At 65.1% G+C, this 14,936-nt stretch carries 18 protein-coding genes; all 18 read right to left on the reverse strand.

What is annotated here, in order from left to right; genetic code table 11:
- Window positions 1–2: 2 nt before the first annotated feature.
- On the reverse strand, window positions 3–1,835 hold the full coding sequence (locus msub_RS07505; protein WP_048494135.1) for a phage tail tape measure protein: 1,833 nt from the start codon (window positions 1,833–1,835) through the stop codon (window positions 3–5).
- A gap of 108 nt (window positions 1,836–1,943) precedes the next feature.
- Complete coding sequence (locus tag msub_RS07510) at window positions 1,944–2,345, reverse strand: phage tail assembly protein (RefSeq protein ID WP_053077919.1); 402 nt, start codon at window positions 2,343–2,345, stop codon at window positions 1,944–1,946.
- Entirely contained in the window at window positions 2,345–2,701 is a 357-nt protein-coding gene (locus msub_RS07515) for a phage tail tube protein (protein ID WP_048495432.1), read from the reverse strand. The genes msub_RS07510 and msub_RS07515 overlap by 1 nt, the downstream gene beginning before the upstream one ends.
- Window positions 2,702–2,742: 41 nt before the next feature.
- Complete coding sequence (locus msub_RS07520) at window positions 2,743–4,221, reverse strand: phage tail sheath subtilisin-like domain-containing protein (RefSeq protein ID WP_048495433.1); 1,479 nt, start codon at window positions 4,219–4,221, stop codon at window positions 2,743–2,745.
- 3 nt (window positions 4,222–4,224) lie between these two features.
- A complete protein-coding gene (locus msub_RS07525; RefSeq protein WP_048495434.1) occupies window positions 4,225–4,458 on the reverse strand; it encodes a DUF2635 domain-containing protein in 234 nt (77 codons plus the stop codon).
- Between the two features lie 12 nt (window positions 4,459–4,470).
- Window positions 4,471–5,028 (reverse strand): phage protein Gp37, encoded by a 558-nt coding sequence (locus msub_RS07530; protein ID WP_048495435.1) that lies wholly within the window; start codon window positions 5,026–5,028, stop codon window positions 4,471–4,473.
- Complete coding sequence (locus tag msub_RS07535; protein ID WP_053077941.1) at window positions 5,028–5,435, reverse strand: gp436 family protein; 408 nt, start codon at window positions 5,433–5,435, stop codon at window positions 5,028–5,030. The genes msub_RS07530 and msub_RS07535 overlap by 1 nt, the downstream gene beginning before the upstream one ends.
- 6 nt (window positions 5,436–5,441) lie before the next feature.
- Window positions 5,442–5,969 (reverse strand): hypothetical protein, encoded by a 528-nt coding sequence (locus tag msub_RS07540; RefSeq protein ID WP_048495436.1) that lies wholly within the window; start codon window positions 5,967–5,969, stop codon window positions 5,442–5,444.
- Window positions 5,970–6,040: 71 nt separating this feature from the next.
- The gene (locus msub_RS07545; protein WP_048495437.1) at window positions 6,041–6,943 is read right to left on the reverse strand and encodes a Mu-like prophage major head subunit gpT family protein; all 903 of its coding nucleotides are present in this window, start codon (window positions 6,941–6,943) and stop codon (window positions 6,041–6,043) included.
- Between the two features lie 22 nt (window positions 6,944–6,965).
- Complete coding sequence (locus msub_RS07550; protein WP_048495438.1) at window positions 6,966–7,397, reverse strand: hypothetical protein; 432 nt, start codon at window positions 7,395–7,397, stop codon at window positions 6,966–6,968.
- A 38-nt stretch (window positions 7,398–7,435) separates the two neighbouring features.
- The gene (locus tag msub_RS07555) at window positions 7,436–8,557 is read right to left on the reverse strand and encodes a phage protease (protein ID WP_048495439.1); all 1,122 of its coding nucleotides are present in this window, start codon (window positions 8,555–8,557) and stop codon (window positions 7,436–7,438) included.
- 219 nt (window positions 8,558–8,776) lie between these two features.
- Window positions 8,777–9,226, reverse strand: a complete 450-nt coding sequence (locus msub_RS07560) for a phage virion morphogenesis protein (RefSeq protein ID WP_053077942.1) — start codon at window positions 9,224–9,226, stop codon at window positions 8,777–8,779.
- Complete coding sequence (locus msub_RS07565) at window positions 9,226–10,467, reverse strand: PBECR2 nuclease fold domain-containing protein (protein ID WP_048495440.1); 1,242 nt, start codon at window positions 10,465–10,467, stop codon at window positions 9,226–9,228. The genes msub_RS07560 and msub_RS07565 overlap by 1 nt, the downstream gene beginning before the upstream one ends.
- Window positions 10,467–12,095 (reverse strand): DUF935 domain-containing protein, encoded by a 1,629-nt coding sequence (locus msub_RS07570; protein WP_048495441.1) that lies wholly within the window; start codon window positions 12,093–12,095, stop codon window positions 10,467–10,469. The genes msub_RS07565 and msub_RS07570 overlap by 1 nt, the downstream gene beginning before the upstream one ends.
- A complete protein-coding gene (locus tag msub_RS07575) occupies window positions 12,089–13,633 on the reverse strand; it encodes a terminase large subunit domain-containing protein (protein ID WP_082146432.1) in 1,545 nt (514 codons plus the stop codon). Before msub_RS07575 ends, msub_RS07570 begins: the two co-directional genes overlap by 7 nt.
- Entirely contained in the window at window positions 13,630–14,214 is a 585-nt protein-coding gene (locus tag msub_RS07580; RefSeq protein WP_048495442.1) for a DUF3486 family protein, read from the reverse strand. The genes msub_RS07575 and msub_RS07580 overlap by 4 nt, the downstream gene beginning before the upstream one ends.
- A gap of 3 nt (window positions 14,215–14,217) precedes the next feature.
- A complete protein-coding gene (locus msub_RS07585; RefSeq protein WP_048495443.1) occupies window positions 14,218–14,514 on the reverse strand; it encodes a VpaChn25_0724 family phage protein in 297 nt (98 codons plus the stop codon).
- Window positions 14,511–14,927 carry a hypothetical protein gene (locus msub_RS07590; RefSeq protein ID WP_048495444.1) on the reverse strand — a complete coding sequence of 139 codons (417 nt, stop codon included), beginning with the start codon at window positions 14,925–14,927 and terminating at the stop codon, window positions 14,511–14,513. Before msub_RS07590 ends, msub_RS07585 begins: the two co-directional genes overlap by 4 nt.
- Window positions 14,928–14,936 lie beyond the last annotated feature (9 nt).

Genomic DNA, 14,936 nt, shown 5'->3' on the forward strand with positions numbered 1-14,936 from the left:
GTTCACGGCCAGATCCCCCATGCCCCAGAGTCAACGTCCAGGTCCGGGCCACCCGGACCTTTCTCTGGGGTCGCCCCACGCACTCGACCATCCTGATCGATCTGAATCCTCACAGTGCTCTCGCCACGGCCTTCGTTGTAGCGGATAGCCCGCTGCGCTTCATCGTTGCCGAACGCAGCCAATACGCGGGCCACGCTCTCGCCGATAGCCTCGCCAATGTTGCGGCCGGTCTCAGTGCCCAGCATCCCCTGATCGGTCAGCAACTTATTGCTGACGAGTGAGCCCACTCCATATCCAGCAGCGCCAGCAGCTCCCACTGCCAACCCTGCCGTACCCATCACGCCGAGCCCTGCGGTTGGCAACATTCTCAAAGACGGCGCACGGCGCGCCATGCGCCAGTTGCTGACACGGTTTGCACGGCGCCTGTTACCCCTGGAACCACCAGCCCCGCCACGAGCATCAGCGCCAGCACCAAACCCACCACCCGGCATGTTGACGACATAGACGGGTTGAACTCCGGACGCTTCCTCAAGAGCCTTGCCAACTGCAACACCGGTACCTAAGCCTCCGAAACGTTGCAGCAGCTTGCCGCCACCTTTGGCCAAAGCCAGACCGCCGGCCGCTGCCGCCAGCCCGCCGCCGATCATTTCCTTGCCGCTGAGATTCTGTTCATCCAGAAGATATTTGACTGCGTTTTCTACGGCCTCATTGATTGGCTTTGCGAACTCATCTGCTGCACCAGAGAGAGCATTCTTGAGGCGGGCGACCTGATCAACCGAATTCGACAACGCCTCTTCGAGATCCCTGCTGATCGTGCCAGCGCTGTTCAAAATGTCTCTGGTCTTGGTTCTGGCGCCGGCAATCGCATCCCCGGACAAAAGCGTTCTAAGACCCTTGATTGTGTCGAGGTCAGCATTGCCAAAAGCTGCTTCAATAGCGCCGGCCCTCTGCTGATCGGTCTCCAGCTCCTGATACCTGGATGCAATATCGTCCAGCACGTCGAAAGCTGCACGGCGGTCACCCTCGGCGTTATAGAAGCTAACCCCCGTCGCGTTTTGAGCACGCTCCATGTATTTGGAATTGGTGAATAACCGCAGAGTCGAATCAACTAAGGTAGCCAGACGTTCCGGGTTTCTCTCGATCATCGAGAGCTGCTCGATGAAGCCCAGGGTGTCCGCAAATTCGAGGCCCGCAGATTTGGCATTAACACCGACTCGGGCAAAAATGCTCGACAAATCCTCCAGCTCGGCATTACCCAGTCGTCCGGCTTTGGTCATTTGATCAATCAAGGCCAGCGCTGTTTTCGGGTTAGAAAGGTCAAACTTGAATGCCTCTCCAGCAACTCCAACAGCCGAGGCAAGCACTTCAGCGTTAGAACCGGTCACCGCCATGGCCGGGTTAATGGCCATAATCGTGGCCAGCGCCTGCTCCCAGCTCTGACCAGCCTGAATAAGGCTGTTAAAGCCGTTCAGCAAGGATCCGAGAGACTGGCCAGTCTCCTCACTCATCCGGTGCAGCTCGGCTCTGAGCAACTGAGACTGCTCTACGGTGGCGCCCGCAGTCTGTCGGATCTGGATAAGCTGCTTATCCAACTTGGCGGACTCAACAGCCAGCCGGACACCCGCGTAACCGGCAGCGGCACCGCCGAGCATGGCGGTGTAGCGCCCGCCGAGGGACTCCAGGGTGCGCCCCAAACCACTGGTCACCCGCTGCAGGCGGCTCATGTGCCGGCTGCCGTTGGTGGCCAGCTGGCGCATGGAGCCTTCGTAACGCCTGGCGTTTCGTTCCAGGTTGCCCCGCAGGTTCATCACCACGCTGGCGCGCAATTCGCTCATGCTGAGTCCTTCCGGGTTTGTTGGATGTATCGCATTAACTGGCGCGGTGTCATGCCGCGCTGCTCGGCCTCACTCCAGCCGGTGTGGGTGGCAACCCTCCAGATCGCTTTAGTCAGCGTCCGGACGGCCGCCTTCGCCTCGCCCCCGTTTCACCACCTCCTGCTGCACCTGGTTGATACTGCCGGCGTTGAGGTTGCCGGTCGTGGCCAGCAGCAGGTCGAGGTCTTCGGGGTCCAGCTTGCGCAGCAGCTTCATGTCCAGCGGGCCGCTGATGTCGCCCACGCTGACGATCTGCCGGCGCAGCACTTCCATGCTGCTGCGCGATGGGCTGCTCACCAGCATGGGCTCCACGCCACCGTCGCCGGTGGGCACCATCATCAGGCGCTCGGAGGCTTCCTGGGCGTCCAGAATGTCGCCGGCCGTGGGCTCACGCAGGGTCACTTCCTTGTGCACCTCCTCACCCAGGGCCAGGCCATGGATCAATGCAACGGTGATTCGTGCGCCCGCCATCAGATCCGCTCCACGCCGTAACCGCTCCAGTTCAGCCGCACGCCGCCGTTGCCGCTGCTCAGCTCGACCGTGTCGGTTACGAACGCGCGGCGCAGCATGTAGCCATCCCCGGTGTCGGTCTCAAACAGCACGGTGGCACCGGTAATGCGGCCCAGGGCCAGCAGGTCGGTGTTTTCGGTGTGGCGCACCGTGGTGGTGAGCGTTGGGGCTTCCGGGGTTTCCCGGTGGCCCTGCACACCACGGGGCCCCATCACGGCCTCGCGGCTCACGCCGCCCACGTTCAGGGTGGCGTCCACGTCGGTGAGCAGCTCCTCGCCATCCACCTTGACGGTGGCTTTGCCGGTAATCTGGCTCATGTCTCTTTACTCCTGTCTCTCAATGCCAGGGGCGTCAGGCCTTACTGGCGGAACTGGGTCTGCATGGCGTGGATGCGGTACTGGCCAACCAGCTTGGGCGAGTCAATCACGTTCATGCGCTTGGGGTCGGCCGGGTCGATGTTGGCGGTCAGGCTCTCGGCGTAGCCGGCGTAGTCCTGGGCCCAGCCGCTGGTCATGAAGTCGCGGTACAGGTCCAGCAGCTCCGCCTTGATCACCCGGGGCGTCACGATCGGCTGGCCAGCGCCGTAGTTGCCGGCGTCGGCATCGCCGGCCAGCTTGTGGCGCGGGTACTTCGAGAGGATGCGGCTGATCTGCTCGTAGCGGATCCGCTCCAGGGTTTCCGGCACCTGGATGTCCAGGTAGGCATCGCTGGCCACGCCGGCGCTGTTGGTCTGGAAGGTGGTGATCTCCCGGTTGATCTGCACGGTGCCGTCGTTGGCCACGGTGAAGGTGGCAATGCCGTCGTACAGCAGCAGGTTGCGCTCGGCCTTGGTCCAGGCCAGAGAGGTACGCGGGCCGATCAGCCCTGGCAACGCCAGGTACTGGAGCGGCCGGGCCGGGTCGTTGCTCAGTGAGCCCGCCGACACCATGGCGTAGGTCACCGCCCACAACCAGGTTGGGCTGGCTGCCAGGTTGGTGCCCATCACGGTCAGGTGCGGGTTGTTGTGGCCGCTGCCAAAGGTGCCCGTCTCAGAGTGAGTGCCCCGGAACGCGGTGAACGCCCGGGCACCCTGCTGCACCATTGGGCCCCAGCGGCGGTCCAGCTCGTTCTTGAGCTCTCCCAGGTTGGCGGTGTCGTTGTAGGGGCAGGCGATGTAGTGGTACCACTGGTCACCCATGGCGGCGATCGCAGCGGCCAGATCCGGATTGGCGGCCCCGTTGGCCATCGCCCCAAAGGTCAGGGTGACGCCATTCGGGCTTACCTCGTCCTGGCGGTTGAGATCCAGATCGATGTCGTTGCCGGTCTCGCCAGCCCAGCGACAGGTGAGGTTCACTTTGGTGGTATCCACGCCGTCCACGGCCGCGGTCACCGGCAAACGATCGTCAGCGGTGATGGCCGCAACCATACTCTGGGCGATATCGGCGGCCGCATCGGCGGCGTCAACCGCAACACGCACCCGGTAACCGGCGATGTACAGCGCCAGGGTACCCGGCACGGTGGCCGTGCCAGCCACGGTGATGCTCCCGGTAGCCTTCACGCCGGTACCGTCGTCATCCAGAGGGATGGCCCAGGTTTCCATGTAGGGGTCGATCTCCAGTGCCGCGCGGATCATCTCGGCGATCATGGAGCCGCGGCCGTAGAAGCGGTCGGCCTGTTCGGCGCTGGTGACCCGCTCAACCGAGAGGGCGGGCTTTTCAGCAGCCGCGCTGCGCTGGCCCAGCACCAGCAGGCGGGTCTGCCATACGCCACTGTTGGCCAGGCGGTCATCGAACTCGATGAACACGCCCGGAATGCGCAGCGCGCTGGGGATGTCATTGAATACACCGGCGGTAATCATGGCTTACTCCTGGGTGTCAGTGGATTTGGCGGCGGTTTTGGCACTCGCCTTTTTCGGGGCGGTGGCCGTTACCAGGTCGCCATCGCGCAGGCGACGGCGGATGTACTGGCTGGGTTCTACCCAGGCGCCCTCGTCCGGGATCGGCGTGCCGTTCTCCCGGCGCACCTGCAGCACACCGGCGGCGGGTTTGGCCGGGTCACGCTGGCGAGGCTTCACGTAAATGCGTTCTTTGGCCACGGATCACTCCTCCTACTCTGGCTGGTTCAGATCTGCCCGGCTTTGCAGCTCGGGATCGTCCGCATCACCCACCTGATGGGTGCCGGTGTAAAGCTCAAAATCGTTCAAAGTGTTCACATCAAAGGCGGGCGGGAAGGTCAACCGCAGCCGGTAGGCCAGGCCGTAGATCACCACGCCTTCCTTGTCGAACCGGTCGGAGTACAGGTTGTCGATGCTCTCCAGGCTCAGGCTGCCGATATTGTCCACCTTCAGCCCATGCACGGCAGGCGCCACGCGCTCCACCAATTCGTAAGCGCCCACCTGGCGGCTGTTGCCCCGGCGGCGTTCACGCTCGCCACTGGCGTGGGAGGTCACCACGTAAACCACGTATCGGGCATTGGTGGTGGCCTGGGTGTTGTCGCCACCGCCGCTGCTGCCACCCCAGGCCACGTAAACACCTGGTGTTCTTCGCAGCGCTGCGCGCAGGGTGGCCTCGCTCCAGCGCCCCGGCAGATCCTCCACCGTGCGCACGTGCGCACCCAGCACCGCCTGGCAGCGCTCGATGATGGCGTCCTCAATGGTGGCCAGCATCAGAAGCCACCGCCGTTAAAGGTGCGCCGGCCGGTGTCGAACTGCGCGTCACCAACCGAGGATTCCGTCGGTACCCGGGTGCCCAGCTTTACCTGGCCGCTGGCCACGGAGCGCAGGAACTTGACCGCGTCGTCGTAGCGCTTGGTCACCTGATCAGTTGCCCGGTTGTCGTAGAGCCGGTACCGGGCGATGTCCGTGCAGTAGGCGGTGACGATGCGCGGCACCGGGTCCATCGGCACCGGATAGCCACCGGCAGACACAAAGCCGTCGATCTCGCCACTGGCGTCCTCAATGGCCTTGTCGACCACCGACTGGTCGATGACTGCCCCAGTGCTGTCAGGCACCAGATCCAGCAGCTCGTTCTCGCCGAACCGCTCGATCAGGTCATCCAGGGTGCAGTAGGGCATGATGGCTTACTCCTCGGACTCGGCCGGGTAGGTCACGTCCTCGACAATCAGTGCCGGGTCTTCCTTGATCGCTTTCACCTGCTCGTCGGTGAGGGACTCCAGGTCCACACCGATGGGCTCGCGGCCAAAGCGAATGCCGGCACGCCGGCGACTGCCCACACGGCGGCGGGTACGCACCCACAGCGCGGCCTTCTCGCCCTCGGGCGGGTTGTCGTTGTCGCCCTCCGGGTCTGGGGTCTGCTCGCCCTGGTCATTCTGGTTGCCGGTTTCCTGGGTGTTGTCACCCTGGGCGTCCTCGGGCTTGGCGTCGCCAGCCGGCTCTGCAACGTGCTGCCCAGCCTCGCCCGTGGCGCTCGCACTCTCTGGCGCTTGCGGTGCCTGGGCGTTATCGGTGGTGCCTTCCTTGGCGGCCTGGTCCTTGGCCGGCTCCGTTGCTTCGGTTTCCTTGGCGCCCTGGCCAGGTTGGGTATTCGGTTCCGCTGCCTTGGTGCTGGCGGCGGCCTTGGTTTTTGCGGTGCTCTTGCGTGCTGCCATGATCGGTCTCCTGAAAAAACCCGCCCCACGCGAGGGCGGGTTTTCTAACGCTTTACCGGGTGCCTACTGCCTTAGCTGCTGGGCAGCCAGGAGTTCATCACCAGGGTGGAGGTGTTGGCCCATTCGTTGGTCTCGCCGCCGGCGGCCAGGGCGTTCTGCAGCACCTTGCGCGCGGGGCCTTCCAGGTTGTTGGGCACCATGGTGTGGCTATGGCGCAACGCCAGCGGGCGGCCGTAGTCGCCTTTCAGCTCCTGCAGGCGTTTGCGGGCAGCCTCGTAGTTGGCCGCCGTGAAGTCCTGGCGGGACCGCACCACCAACTGCCACAGGCCGGGGCCTGCGTTCACCCGGGCATCCACGCCGAACAGGAACTTGTCCTTCATGAACACTTCGGAGTCCGTCAGGCTGGTAATCGAGCGGAAGTCATAGTCCCGGCGGCGCTGGAACACCAGCGGCTTGATCGCGCGGGTCAGGTCCATCACGTACCAGGCCGGGCCAACACCGCCCATGTCGTTGCTCACGGACTGTTCCGCGCCGTTCTCATCCAGCACCGGGTGGTCGGTGTCGAACAGCGGCTGGCCGTCGTAGCACTCGGGGTTAGCCGTGAGTACTTCCACCGCCAGTTCGTTCGGATGCTCGCGGGAGCTGCGGCCGAACTCCTGGAACACCGGCCCATACAGACCGTAGGTGTCGTCCTCGATGCTGTCGCGGGGCACGCCCTCGGTCAGCTCGAACTTGCGGTTCTTGATCGAGAAGTCCGCGCCCTCGAGGGAGTGGATAACCCGATCACCTACCCATTCGCGCAAACGCGGCAGGGTTTTGAGGAAGGGGTACACCTCCACGGCGGTGGTGCTGGGCACCACGGTACAGAAGCTCTCGTACAGGGAGCCCTGGTCGCCCAGCGAGGTCATGCCCTGCTGGAAGTTCATTCTGTAGGCCTGGAACAGCGCCTGCAGGCTTGCGTTGGTCAAATCCATCGGATGGCTCCTAGGTTATCGGTTAGGCGTTCACGCCGTTGGTCGGGTCGATGTTTACCCAGACGCCGGTGTCGTCGACGCCATCGACGATGCCTGCCACTGAGCGGGTGGCGGTGGCGTCGGTCTTGGCCACCGTCTGGTTGTCGACGATGTAACAGAGCTTGCCGATGTCGGCGCGCACAACCTCGTCAGCGCCGGCACTGTTGGCAAAATGAAAGCAACCACGGGAAATGGTCACTTCCTTGTCGCCGTCGGCACCGCCTGAGTTATCCACAAACTCGTCGAATCGGCCCAGGGCGGTCAGCCCGGTGGCCGTGATGCCCGGCTCGGCAAAGCCGCCCGCGCCCATTACAGCGATCGTGCCGGCGTAGGCAATCACGCCTGCCTTGACGGCGTGGCCCCGGCTGTAACCGGCGCGGGTCGGGGTGTTTCGGTTTTTGGTGGCCGCTACCATCAGGGTGTCCTCCCGTTATTCGGTCAGTGGTTCAACGCTCAGGCCTGGCTGGCCAGCGTCTCTTTGTAGGTCTTGGGGTCCAGGCCCATGTTCTTGCACACGGCCAGCTGCTCTTCGGTCAGCTCACCGTCGTTGTTGCCTTCAGGCTGCCGGCCGTTGGTCTGGGTGCCCTTGAGGGCGGCAATACCCGGGGCGTCCTTCAGGTGTGCCTTGAGCGCGGCCAGGCCCTGGCTCTTCAGCCATTCGGCGTGCGCCTTGCCGGCGATGCGGCCATCCTTGAGGCCTTCCTCCACCAGGTTGTTCAGCTCCTGCTGGTCACCGCCTTGCTTCAGGGCGGCCAGCTGCTGATTCACTTCGTTGTAAACCGCGCGGGGCACGTACTGGGTCAGGTCTGGTTCAGCGGCTTTGCCGGCCTTGCTCTTGAGCGCGGCCACGGCCTCGGCCGGCTTTTCGTCATCGCCCAGTTCCAGGGCCTGGCGCACTTCGTCTGCCTGGCTGGCTTTGGCTTTCAGGGCGGCCAGGTGCTGGTCGATCTGCTCGTCGGTGGCGTCGGCTTTGAGGCCCAGCGCCTTGATCAACTGTTCACGTTTCACGGAGTCTTCCTCCTCGTGTTCGGCTTCATGGGTTGCCATGCGGGCGGCGGCCAGCTCAGTGATGGCGCCGTCGTCGATGGCAGGCGTGTTGGTGAGTGCGAGATGCAACAGATCCAGCACCGCGCCAGTGCTGGCGTGGTACGGGAACACAGGGGAGAGGTAGCGGTACTCCCGGGCCTCAATGGCGGCGCGCGCCTTGTCGGTCCAGTCGATGCGGCCATACAGGCCGTCCTCCCGCCACTCCAGTGAGCGAGGGTCCACCCAACCGGCCGCCGGGGCCGGCTTGCCGTTGACCTCCGACAGCAGAATCTGGTGCTCGTAGTCGATGGCGATGTCGGTGCTGCGGCTGGACGCCTTGCGGATCACGGCCTGGGCGCCGGCTTCATCCAGCACCCACGGCCCCTGGCCCGCCATGGAGCCCCGGGGCGCATCAAAGCGGCCGGCAGGGATCAGCCGGGTCTTGTCGTCGGCCAGCCGCACTTCCAGGGCGCACACCGCAATGGGTTGGCGGGTGGTGGCCTGGCTGCAGGCTGCAAGGGTCTGGGTGTTCACTGCGTGTCGGTTCATGGGGCCAGATTGCCGGCCCCGGGGTGGAGTCAGGATATAAAGCGGTTTGGTAGTTTTTGAGGTGTGGGTGGGCGCTTCGCGCAACCGTGGGTCAGACTGTCGGATCGGATGGCCCGCTGGAGGAAATCTAACGCGGGTCTAACGGGCCTTTCGGGGTTTTCTGGTGCCATCGCCCCGGGTGGGCTTTCTGAGTCGCTGTAGCGGCTCTGAGGGCGTTGCTTAATTCAAACCCAGGGGGTGGCCCATGAAATCGAGCAGGGTCTGCACGGCAGCACGCTCATCATCCGGTGACAGGCCCAGCCAGGGGCGGGCCGGAATACCGCGCTCATCGTCACCGAACTGGTGGGTAGCTGCGTACACCCGATCGCTGCCGTACTCGAGCTGGTCCGCATCGGCCCGGTAGCGCTGAGTGTCTCGCAGATAGGTGTTCAATACCAGGATCTCATCCTTGCGGCGCTTCTTCCGTTTGCGGTAGGCCTCGCTCAGGGGCTCCCACGGTTCGCCTTCCGGGCTCTCCTGGGCGTCGAACCGGTCGCGGTGGCTCAGCAGCAGGTCTTCGCCGATGGCCTCGAACGCGGGGCGGGCGTTGCCGCCCCGGTCGGCCAGCGCCTGCAGGGCTCGCTCCAGCCGCTCGGTCTCGATGCGCCATTGCAGGTTCACCCCGGCCATCAGTCGTCCTCACCCCGGCGGTACAGCCGCACGCCCTGGCGCAGGCGCTGCAGCTCGGCGTTGTCTTCTCCGGTGGCGGTGGTACCCGCCCAGCCATCGCGGCCCCACTCAAAGATGGCCACGGCCACGCCCTCATCACCTGGCAGCGCAAAACGGGCCAGGTAACGCCGGCGCAACACCGCCCGCTGGTCATCGCCGGGCAGCTCGGCCGCCACCCAGATCTCGTCCGGATCGCGCAGCGCCTCGGCCAGCACGCCCAGGTATCGGCGGTCGGTGCCGGCCGGCAACTGCCAGGCATCGTCAGCGGCCTGGAACAGCGCCTCGCTGATGGGCAGAGGCTCACCAACGGCGTCATCAAAGCGCACGGGTTCACCACCACGGCGGGCACCGAACACACCGAGGAATCGGTCCACGGCGGCCGTGTCGCTCTCCGCCTGGTCCGGCAGATCAACGCCAAAGCGGCGGGGCCCGGGCATCGGGTCAGTCGCTGGCCGGGGCGGGAATGGCCCGCGTGTGCCGCGTAACGGGCCGTCCAGTTGCGGCGGGGTTACGCTGCGCACCCGATCGGCACCCGGGCGGTGCTCAAAGCCGGGGTCGATACCCTTCGGTACACGCACGGTGCGTGGGCTGGGGCCATTGGCCCCCACCACTTTCTCCTCCCACTCGATCTCCGGGCCCTGGTCCAGCACGGTGTAGCCCCGGCGCTCGGCCTCGGCCCGGCTGATCATGTACTTCTTGCAGGTGCAGCCCCAGCCATTCTTCGGGCTCCACACACCCCACCAGGGATCGTCCAGCGGCACCACCTTGCCATCGTTGGCCAGGTGTTCCGGGCGGGGGTTCTCGCTGCCGCCGTGGCGGTAGAGCCCGAACGGCCGCAGGCGGCGCAGCTCCGGGTCCGCCATCTGCGCTTCACGTCCGGCGTTGTAGCTCTGCATCAGGTTGGTTTCGTAGATCACCCGCGTGCGCCAGCCCCGGGAGCCGTTGTAGCTCCAGCCGTGGCGCTCCACGATCTGGTCGAAGTCCTTGCGGAAGTCCTGCAGGGTGGTGCCGTTCTCGATGGCCTTGAGCACCGAGCGCTGGAAGTCCTCCACGATGGCCATGCGATTGGCACCAGCGACCATGAAGGCGTGATCGTTCTCGCGGCCGTAGATGTCGGTCCAGGCGCGGGTGGGCACGGCCACCTTCTCGCGCAGGTACTCGATCTGTTCCCGGAACGGCAGGTTGCCATAGCGCACGGCCATCAGCGCACCTCATCCAGCAGGTCGGCACGACCGGCCAGCTGGGCGGCGGCCAGGGCATCGCCCATCACCTCCGCCAGGTTGCCGATCGGCAGGCTCGCCGACAGCTCCACCAGGCGGTCGCGCAGGTCTTCCAGACTCTCGGCCTGTTCCACCGCCTGGCGAATGGCTTCCACCTGGGCGGTCTCGGCCTCGGCGGCGGCTTTGGCCAGAGTCTCCAACTGTGCGGCCTGCTCCTCGCCATCCAGGTTGGGCTCGTCCTGGCGCAGGGCTGCTATCGGTTGCGGGGTGTCGGGTTGGGCCGTCAGTGCCTGGCGCAGCACACTCAGGCCAGGGGCCTCCGGCTTCTGTTTCGGCTGCAGCACTTCGTCGTCGTCAGCCGCTCGGGGAATGCCGGTGCGCTCATGCAGCCACCAGGTGGGGATGCGCGCACCCATGTCGACAAACACCGGCAATGACTCCGACAGCGTCTTGTAGTCCTCGGTCTCGCCCATGTCGAGGTAGAAGCGCGGGGCCCGGTTGACCTTCTCGATGCCGTAGTTCAGGCAGGCCATCGGCCACAGAATATCCCGGCGAATGGTGCCGGCGTACTGGCGCACGTCGGAACGGATCAGGCTGGCCTGGCCGCGCTCATGAACATTACCCAGAGCATTGGTGTTGGTGCCTTCGCCCGTGCCGCTGGTGAGCGTGCCGCCCAGGATGGCCTTGGCCTTGGCGCGCTCGCACCAGTTCATCATGGCCACGTACACATCGGCCCGGCCCTGGGCCGCTTCCAGGAAGTCGATGGCCATGCCTTCGGGGATGATGCCGGCAGCGTTCTGGCCCAGGGTGACCACCGCCCGCAACAGGGTGGCTTTTTCCTTGTCGGAGGCGTTGCGGGGGTACTTGCCCACCCGCGCCGGCATGCCGTAGATCTCCAGCAGCTGGGCCAGGTCGCCCAGGGCGTAGTTCTGGAACAGGTACGGCCACACCAGCATGCGGTGCAGGCCGCTGCGGGCGATGTAGCCGGGCTTGGCCTTGTGCCGGTGCTGAACCCAGCCCAGTGGCCATAGTGGTGCACCGGTCAGGCTCATGTCACGCAGGGTGAGCTGGTTCTGGTCATCCGGGTGCAGGCGGAACCAAGACTGCGGCCGCAGCTGCGGCTGCTCGATGTAGCGCAGGCTGCCATCACGGCCCCAGGACAACTCCAAATTGGAAAAGCCATGGCCGATGGCGGAGCCCATGTCCAGGATCAGGTCTTCCACTTCCAGCGAGCTGAAAACCTCGGCGGCGTGCTCGGCGGCCTTACGCTCGGCGCTGCTCGCACCATCCGGCGGCACAATCTGCCACTCCAGTTCGGCGGCCAGCTGCCGGCGCTTGCCCAGATCCGCACCGATCTGGGGGTCTTTCTCTTCCATGTCCTCGAACAGTTCGTGCTGGGCCTTGGGATCGCCGTGCTCGGCGGCTTCCAGGATCTCGTACAGCCTGGCCGGGGTCAGCCCCTTGGTGGGGTGCTCCGCAAACTCCCGGCGCAGGATGCCCACGCGGGCCTCCTGGGTCTGCTGTTCTTCCAGGGCCTTGCCCAGGTCTTCCTTGCCTTCGCCGTCATCGCCAAACAGGCGGCCGGCCAGGCGTTTCAGTCCGTTCACCATGCACCACCTCCAATGCCAAAGCCGGATAGATTCAAATTGTCCCCGTCGTCATCGTTGTGGCTGCCCGGGCGGGGTGCCGGGGTGAATTCGATTTCCACGCCGTCCATATCGGAGGCGCTGTCGGCCAGCACGATGGCCATGGCGGCGTCACCGTGGCGGGTGCCGGCCTTGTTGGTCTTGCCCTCCGGCAGTCGGGCCACACCGCGCACCAGGGTAAAGGCGCGGTAGTCTTCCAGCAGCTCGTCACTCTTAGGGATGGTAATGCCGCCATCCTCAAACCGGGCCTTGTGCTTGGGCATGCGCTCGCGGTACCAGTTTTCGGTGGCCATCACCTGGTCCACCAGTGAGCCCCACTCATCCCGGGCGGCCTCGCCCAGGTAACTGCCGTTGCCCCGGCTGTCGATGGCCACGCCGCACAGCCTGGGCAGGCCGTTGCCAACGGCGAACAGCACCTGTTCCTGCTGCTTGAACGGCACGTTGTGCATCTCCACCAGGAACGGCACCGTGCGGTGCAGGGTGGAGCCGATCTCCATGGGGGCAATCACCGACAGGTCACCGCTGCGGGCAAAGTCCTGGCCCAGGGCATGGCGGCGCTGCCGGTCCAGGGTGCGCAGCACGGGCTCCAGGTGCTCGCGGATCCAGTCGCCCATGGCGTCCCGGCGGGCAGGTTCCGGCAGGGCGTTGAACTCGCGGGTACCGTCAAAGCGCAGCACCGGGGCATCGGCCATGCAGGCCTCCACCTGTACCCGTGTCAGGTAGCTGCCGCCACCCAGGGCCGGAATGCAGAACAGCTCCTCGTCTTCGTTGGGCTTGTAGCGGTTGATCAGTTGCTGGCGCCACTGCACCTCCGCCTCGCGGGTCCAGGTCTGACCGGTGACCTGGCAGATGCGCCGGTACAGGCCATCGGCCAGGGCGTTGTCCAGGTCCACACGGTGCAGGCTGTAGTCGTAACGCCCGGCGCGGATGTCGTTGATCAGCGTATTGAACGGGTTGTCCTCGCCGTTGTGGGTGCTGATGATGCGGATCTGGCCGCCCCAGATGGTCATGGCCATGGCGGCCTTCAGCAGCTCCTCGATGTCGTCGACGAAGGCGGCCTCATCAATCACCAGGCGCTCACCGGGCCGGCCCTTGGAGCGCAGGTTGCGCGGGTTGCTGGTGAACGCCTGGATCTGATGGCCGGAATCAAACTTGATAGTGTAGGTGAGGATCTGTTTGTCATCCGCTTCGATCACGGACTCCTCGATCTGGCTGGCAGCAGCCTGGTATGCCTTGGCCCAGCCGGCGCAGTCCTGGATAAACCCCTGGGTCATCTCCTTGTTGTAGGAGATGTAATAGACGTTGGCGCCCTCGTCGCTGGCCGCGTACAGAACATCGTCAGCCGCCTCGGCGTAGGACAGGCCGATCCGGCGGCTTTTCTCAATCACCTTTACAGCGCTGTTATCCGCCACCCACTTCTGCTGGTAACCCAGCAGGATGGCAGCGGTGCTGACCGGCTGGCTCGCGTCGGCCACAGCCTGGGCGAGGGGCTTCTGGTTCATGCCATGCCCTCAAGAATGGCCGCACGCAGGGCGGCCACGCCCTCTTTGGACAGGCCCTGGGCCCGGGCGGCGCTCTCGGCGCTCGCAGCCGCTTCTTCCGCCGCGCGTTCACGTTCCTGTTTGCGGATCTCCGCCTCGCGCTTGACGTTCTCGGAGCTGGCCCGCTCCAGCCGGGTAACGGACAGGGACAGTTCCTTGACCATCTCAATCACCGCCGGCATGGACTCTTCAGTCAGCTCGCCCTCCTGGAGCTTCAGCGCCAGGTCAAAGGCCATGGAGCGGAGCATCTCGTTCACCAGGTTGCCGAGCTGGCCCTGAGGCTGTGCACCCAGCTTGGCAATCCACATCTCCGCCACTTCGCGGCTCTGGCGCAGTTTCTCACCCACCTGGTTCATGCGCACGGCGTAGCGGTTGACGGCGCTCTTGCTCAGGCGCTCTTCGTGCCCTTCCGCCTCCAGGATGTCGTTGATTCGCGCCGTGGCCTGCAACTGGGTAACGCGGGGGTCGCGCAGCAGCGCTTGCAGCTGCTCGCGCACGTCGTCCGGCAGGCGCTCAACACTGCCCGGTCTCACTCGGCCCATGGTTCAGCCCTCCAGGCGCGGCCGCGCCACGCCGGGCACGCGGGCACGGCCCAGGGCCACGTCCTCGCCCCGGGCGGTCAGGCGCGCCACTTGAATGTCTCCGGCCTGTGTCAGCGTCACCAGTCCCTGTTCCTGAAGCCAGGCCAGCTCCGTGCGCAGCGCATCCCGGGACAGCTCATGCCCCACACTGCCCAGAACACCCCGCAATACCGCCTCGTTGTGGCTGTATCCGGGGTCTTCCTCCAGCGCCTGCAGGATTACCAGGCGTTGGTCTGCCGCTGTGTACTGGCGGTAATTCATGTGTCACCCCGCTTCTCGTTTAACAGGTACTCATTGATCATGGCCAACTGCCGGTTCATGGCGACCATCTGGCCGCTCATGTTCTCCATTTGCTCAGCCACCCGGCTCATCCGTTTGTGGGTGATGGCCATGTCGTGGTGCGTGGGTACCACTGTCAGCTGGTGCTCCGCCACGTCCATCCGGCGCTCCAGGTGGCCAACCCGGCTTTCCAGGTGACCGCGCTTTTCGTCATCATCGTCTTCCTTGTCGTCCATGCGCTGGGTGAGCGCTGCCGAGACCTTCTCGATGGCCCGGGCGTTCACCTTGCTGCGTTGGGTGATGTGGGTGTACACGGCCAGCAACACCAGCCCGATCAGCTGCAACAGATCCAGCCCGAGCTTGAGATAGCCGGGATCAACATCAAACCACCCCATAACGTCCCC

It is taken from the genome of Marinobacter subterrani (genome assembly GCF_001045555.1).
GTDB classification, from domain to species: domain Bacteria; phylum Pseudomonadota; class Gammaproteobacteria; order Pseudomonadales; family Oleiphilaceae; genus Marinobacter; species Marinobacter subterrani.